Source organism: Pseudomonas sp. NCHU5216, assembly GCF_052156495.1.
Lineage (GTDB): Bacteria > Pseudomonadota > Gammaproteobacteria > Pseudomonadales > Pseudomonadaceae > Aquipseudomonas.
Window position 1 is genome coordinate 1 of sequence record NZ_JBQLIX010000078.1, and the last position, 5,944, is coordinate 5,944.

The 5,944-nt window shown below is 62.1% G+C and carries 6 protein-coding genes; 1 reads left to right on the forward strand and 5 read right to left on the reverse strand.

What is annotated here, in order from left to right; genetic code table 11:
* Positions 1-119: 119 nt before the first annotated feature.
* From groL to ACSVIK_RS25895, 4 genes are all read right to left on the reverse strand, one after another.
* Positions 120-1,766 carry a chaperonin GroEL gene (groL, locus tag ACSVIK_RS25880; protein ID WP_442447000.1) on the reverse strand — a complete coding sequence of 549 codons (1,647 nt, stop codon included), beginning with the start codon at positions 1,764-1,766 and terminating at the stop codon, positions 120-122.
* A 47-nt stretch (positions 1,767-1,813) separates the two neighbouring features.
* Positions 1,814-2,107 (reverse strand): co-chaperone GroES, encoded by a 294-nt coding sequence (locus ACSVIK_RS25885; protein WP_021700385.1) that lies wholly within the window; start codon positions 2,105-2,107, stop codon positions 1,814-1,816.
* Positions 2,108-2,342: 235 nt separating this feature from the next.
* Complete coding sequence (locus ACSVIK_RS25890; RefSeq protein ID WP_442447001.1) at positions 2,343-2,792, reverse strand: FxsA family protein; 450 nt, start codon at positions 2,790-2,792, stop codon at positions 2,343-2,345.
* A gap of 65 nt (positions 2,793-2,857) precedes the next feature.
* Entirely contained in the window at positions 2,858-3,592 is a 735-nt protein-coding gene (locus tag ACSVIK_RS25895) for a HugZ family pyridoxamine 5'-phosphate oxidase (protein ID WP_442447002.1), read from the reverse strand.
* A gap of 109 nt (positions 3,593-3,701) precedes the next feature.
* On the opposite strand from ACSVIK_RS25895, the gene ACSVIK_RS25900 reads away from it, so the two are divergent.
* On the forward strand, positions 3,702-4,460 hold the full coding sequence (locus ACSVIK_RS25900) for an SDR family oxidoreductase (RefSeq protein WP_442447003.1): 759 nt from the start codon (positions 3,702-3,704) through the stop codon (positions 4,458-4,460).
* Positions 4,461-4,750: 290 nt separating this feature from the next.
* Here the strand turns inward: ACSVIK_RS25900 and ACSVIK_RS25905 are convergent, their stop codons facing one another.
* Positions 4,751-5,719, reverse strand: a complete 969-nt coding sequence (locus ACSVIK_RS25905; protein WP_442447004.1) for a polyprenyl synthetase family protein — start codon at positions 5,717-5,719, stop codon at positions 4,751-4,753.
* Positions 5,720-5,944: the final 225 nt, after the last annotated feature.

Genomic DNA, 5,944 nt, shown 5'->3' on the forward strand with positions numbered 1-5,944 from the left:
CCGATACCAGAAGCCTGGCATCGGATTTTCGTGGAAGCCCCGCGGGGGCTCAAATGCTTAAGTGAACAGCATTACGCGACAGGCGCGGGGTTCTTTTAGAGGCGAGGGAGCCGGTCGGCTTACATCATGCCGCCCATGCCACCCATACCGCCCATGCCACCCATGTCAGGCATGGCCGGGGCTTTCTCGTCAGCCGCGTCGGCCACCATGGCCTCGGTGGTGATCATCAGGCCGCCGATGGAAGCAGCAGCTTGCAGCGCCGAACGGGTCACCTTGGCCGGGTCGAGAATACCCATCTCGATCATGTCGCCGTAGGTGTCGGTAGCAGCGTTGAAGCCGAAGTTGCCGGAACCCTGCTTGACCTTGTCGACCACCACGCTCGGCTCGCCGCCGGCGTTGGAGACGATCTGACGCAGCGGCGCTTCGACAGCGCGGCGCAGCAGAGCGATACCGACGTTCTGGTCTTCGTTGTCGCCCTTCAGGCTTTCGATGGCCTGCAGAGCGCGTACCAGGGCTACGCCGCCGCCAGGTACCACGCCTTCTTCCACTGCAGCGCGGGTGGCGTGCAGGGCGTCTTCGACGCGGGCTTTCTTCTCTTTCATCTCGACTTCGGTGGCAGCGCCAACCTTGATCACGGCAACACCGCCAGCCAGTTTGGCCAGACGCTCTTGCAGCTTCTCTTTGTCGTAGTCGGAAGAGGTTTCTTCGACCTGCTTGCGGATCTGCGCAACGCGGGCTTCGATGTCGACCTGAGCGCCAGCACCATCGATGATGGTGGTGTTGTCCTTGTTCAGGACGACGCGCTTGGCGTTACCCAGGTGCTCCAGAGTGGCGCTTTCCAGGGACAGGCCAACTTCTTCGGAGATCACGGTGCCGCCAGTCAGGATGGCGATGTCCTGCAGCATGGCCTTGCGACGGTCGCCGAAGCCCGGTGCCTTGACGGCAGCGACCTTGACGATGCCACGCATGTTGTTGACCACCAGGGTCGCCAGGGCTTCGCCTTCGACGTCTTCAGCCACGATCAGCAGCGGACGGCCGGCTTTGGCAACGGCTTCCAGCACCGGCAGCAGTTCGCGGATGTTGCTGATCTTCTTGTCGACCAGCAGCAGCAGCGGGCTGTCCAGCTCGGCCACCATGGTGTCCGGCTTGTTGATGAAGTAGGGGGACAGGTAGCCGCGGTCAAACTGCATGCCTTCTACGACGGACAGTTCGTTTTCCAGGCCCGAGCCTTCTTCGACGGTGATGACGCCTTCCTTGCCGACCTTGTTCATGGCTTCGGCGATGATGTCACCGATGGAGCTGTCGGAGTTGGCGGAGATGGTGCCGACCTGGGCGATGGCCTTGGAGTCGGTGCACGGCTTGGCCAGCTCTTTCAGTTGGGCGACGATGGCGGTGGTGGCCTTGTCGATGCCGCGCTTCAGATCCATCGGGTTCATGCCGGCAGCGACGGACTTCAGGCCCTCGTTGACGATGGCTTGAGCCAGAACGGTGGCAGTGGTGGTGCCGTCACCGGCAGCGTCGTTGGCCTTGGAGGCAACGTCTTTCACCAGTTGCGCGCCCATGTTCTCGAAGGCGTCTTTCAGTTCGATTTCCTTGGCAACCGAAACACCGTCTTTGGTGATGGTCGGGGCGCCGAAGGATTTGGCCAGTACCACGTTACGGCCTTTCGGGCCGAGGGTGGCTTTGACGGCGTCGGCCAGGACGTTGACGCCAACGAGCATTTTCTTGCGGGCGGAATCGCCGAATTTGACTTCTTTAGCAGCCATGTTGATTGCTCCTCAATTCTTGACGGTTATGCGGAGATTCGCGGGAATCAGGCTTCGATGACGGCGAGAATTTCGTGCTCGCCCATGACCAGCAGGTCTTCGCCGTCAACCTTGACGGTGTTGCTGCCGGAGTAGGGGCCGAATACCACCTTGTCACCGACCTTGACGGCCAGCGGACGGACTTCGCCGTTGTCCAGAACCTTACCGGTACCGACGGCAACGACCTCACCCTGGTTCGGCTTCTCGGCAGCCGAACCCGGCAGCACGATGCCACCAGCGGTTTTGGTCTCTTCTTCGCTGCGACGGATCACGACGCGGTCATGCAGAGGACGAAGCTTCATTGTCGATCTCTCCTAACAATTGAATGGCCAACTTGCCGACCCTTTCTTGGGCGGCGGGTTTGTAAAATCCGGCTAGGCCGGGAGCGGCACGCTGGGCGTACCGCGAAAGTCGGACTGCCTCGATGGGCAGGCACCTTGCGGTGACTGCTACATGTGGGCGGGCCAGGGCATTTCAAGGGGCGGGATGAAAAATTTTTACAACGCGGGCGCCGCGAACGGGCGCCCGTGGGAGGGGTCAGTCGCGACGCTCGTACTCGCCTTCGAGCACGTTGGGATGGGTCTTGCCGGAGCGGGCGGCGGCATCGTCGAAGAAGGCGCGTTGGCGCAGGGCCTGTTCCTCGGCGCGGCGGCGAATCTTGCCGACCAGCAGGCGACGGGTGAAGGGGATCAGGCAGAGAACGCCGAAGATGTCGCTGATGAAGCCCGGCAGCAGCAACAGGCCACCGCCGACGGCGATCAGCAGGCCTTCGAGCATTTCCTGCTCGGGCATCTCGCCGCGGGCCAGTTTTTCCCGGGCGCGCCAGGCGGTGGCGACGCCGGCGACGCGCAACAGCACGCTGCCGAGAATGGCGGTGCCGATCACCAGCAGCACCGTCGGCAGCACGCCGATGGCGCTGCCCACCTTGATCAGCACGGCCAGTTCGATGATGGGGAACAGCAAAAATAGAAACAGAAAGGCACGCATGGCTTTGAAGTCCTAGGCGGAAGCAAGCTTCCAATGAGGAGTAAGTATGGGGTGATGGCCTGAATTCAAGCTGAAGCCTTTTCGGGCTCAGGCCATTTTTCGGCGCGGGCCAGCATCACCAGGGCTTCACGCACCTGCCCCGGGTTGTTGCAGGATGTTGGAAAGGCCAGCCAGTAAAGGCTTTGGCCGATGCGCAGGTGGAAGCCTTCACAGTCGACAGCGGCCATCTGTGCAGGTTCATGATCGGGCAGGCCGGCCAGTTGCACGTAATGGGCGATGGCGCTGGCATGGTCGGCATTCATGTGTTCGACCATGCTGGCTTCGCTGCCATCGGCGGCAAAGGGGTTGGCCAAGGCCACCTCGTCGAGCCAGTGGATGGCACCAAAACCGCCGATGAAACGCCAGCGCACCGGTTGCAGACACCAGAAATCGAAGTCATGCGCCCGGTGGTAGTCGCGCGATTGGGGGAAAAAGCGGTAATAACGTTGGGCGGCCGCTTCGATCTGCTCCTCGTCATGCAACTGTCGTGCTTCGGCGAGCAGAGTGAGGCGGCCGGCTGCCTGCACATCCTCTGCGCCGCGCTCGCCGATCAGCAGCGAGCACTTGGCGTCCTGCTTGAGGTTGTGGGTGTGCTGGGCGATGCGGCTGATGAGAATGAGAGGATGGCCCTGGGCATCCAGGCAATAGGGCACTATCGACCCGAAGGGGAAGCCCGGCATGGCCTTGGAATGGGTGCTGAGCACGCCACGGTATTCCTTGAGCAGTAATTCTCGTGCATGCTTGCCACCTTTCACGCTCACTTTATGACTCCTCGCAGAAGATCCGTCATAAACGGACAGGCGCTCTAGCATAGCGCTTTAGGGCTCCGGCGGGGTTGATTGATGTTCTTGCTTCGAGGGGATACACACCATGCAGTTGAAAGATAAAGTCATCATCATCACCGGCGGATGTCAGGGGCTGGGCCGTGCCATGGGCGAATACCTGGCGGCCAGGGGCGCCAAGCTGGCGCTGGTCGACCTCAATCAGGAGAAGCTCGACGAGGCCGTGGCTGCCTGCAAGGCCGCTGGTGGCGACGCCCGTGCCTACCTGTGCAACGTGGCCAATGAAGAGCAGGTTACCCACATGGTGGCTCAGGTGGCCGAGGACTTCGGTGCCATCAACGGCCTGGTCAACAACGCGGGTATCCTGCGTGACGGCCTGACCATCAAGGTCAAGGACGGCGAAATGACCAAGATGAGCCTGGCGCAGTGGCAGGCGGTGATCGACGTCAACCTGACCGGCGTGTTCCTCTGCACCCGCGAAGTGGCGGCGAAGATGATTGAGCTGAAGAACCAAGGCGCGATCGTCAACATTTCCTCCATTTCTCGTGCTGGCAACATGGGCCAGGCCAACTACTCCGCCGCCAAGGCCGGTGTCGCCGCCGATACCGTGGTCTGGGCCAAGGAGCTGGCGCGCTACGGCATCCGCGTGGCAGGTGTGGCGCCAGGCTTCATCGAAACCGAGATGACCTCCAGCATGAGGCCTGAAGCGTTGGAGAAAATGACGGCGGGCATTCCGCTCAAGCGCATGGGCAAACCAGACGAGATCGCCCACTCGGTGGCTTACATCATGGAAAACGACTACTACACCGGTCGCATTCTCGAGCTGGACGGCGGCCTTCGCCTGTAAGCCGCGCTCGGATGAAAAACGCCCCGACTGGTTCGGGGCGTTTTTGTTTGTGGCAGATGGTGCGCACGGCGCACCCTACGCAGACTGTGTGAAAACTACTGCGCTTGCTCATGCTGCGTTAAAAAACGGCTCAAAATGCTCATTTACAGCGCGTAAACTGCGCTTTTTCGCCGTTTTTTGCCTTGCCTGACCTGCGCTCGCTACGTTTTCACACGGTCTGTACGGGCGGCGTTTTGTGTGGCGCGTGGGGCTTGTTCTTGTAGGGTGTGCTGCGCGCACCACGGCCCGGCTCAGTGGGTGCGCGCGACCGCGAAGCGGCTCAGTTCGATCAGGGCGTCGCGGTATTCACCGGCTGGCAGTGCGTCGAGGCAGGTGATGGCGGCTTCGGCGTAGTCGCGGGCGAGCTGGGCGGTGTAATCCAAGGCGCCGGAGGCTTCCACGGCGGCGCGGATGCTCTCCAGATCCTCGATGCCACCTTTCTGGATGGCGCGGCGCACCAGGGCGGCCTGTTCTTCGCTGCCTTCGCGCATGGTGTAGATCAGCGGCAGGGTCGGCTTGCCTTCGGCGAGGTCGTCACCGACGTTCTTGCCAAGCTCGGCGGCATCGCCCTTGTAGTCGAGCAGGTCGTCGACCAGTTGGAAGGCCACGCCGAGGCGATCACCGAAGGTGAGCAGCGCCTCGCGCTGGGCTTCGCTGGCGCCGGCCAGGGCGGCGGCGGAGTGGGTCGAGGCCTCGAACAGCATTGCAGTCTTGGCGCGGATGACTTCCATATAGGTGTCTTCCGTGGTGCTGGCGTCGCGCACCTTCGACAGTTGCAGCACCTCGCCCTCGGCGATCACGCGGGTGGCGTGGGAGAGAATCTTCATCACCGGCATGGAGCCGAGCTGCACCATCATCTCGAACGAGCGGGAATAGAGGAAGTCGCCCACCAGCACGCTGGGTGCATTGCCCCACTGGGCGTTGGCGGTGCTGCGGCCACGGCGCATGTCGGACATGTCGACCACGTCGTCGTGCAGCAGGGTGGCGGTGTGCAGGAACTCGATGGTGGCGGCCAGCAGGCGCAGATCGTCATGCGGGTAGCCCAGGGCGCGACCGCTGAGCAGCACCAGCAGCGGCCGCAGGCGCTTGCCGCCAGCGGAGATGATATAGTCGCCGATCTTTTCCACCAGCGGCACGCGCGAGACCACCTGCTGGCGAATGATGCCATCGACGGCGGTGAAATCGTCCGCTACCACGCGGTAAAAAGCCTGGGGTTGCATCGACAAGGCACACTCCTTCTAAACTGCGCGGCATGCTAGGTGGCAGGGTATGGGCTGTCAAGGAAGCAGCCCCAAGCCTCAAGCGACAAGCTTCAAGAAGAGCTGGACAGGCACTTGACAGGCCTCAGCCACTCTACTGACACACTGAGCAGCTTGCAGCTTGCAGCTTGCAGCTTGCAGCTTGCAGCTTGCAGCTTGCAGCTTGCAGCTTGCAGCTTGCAGCTT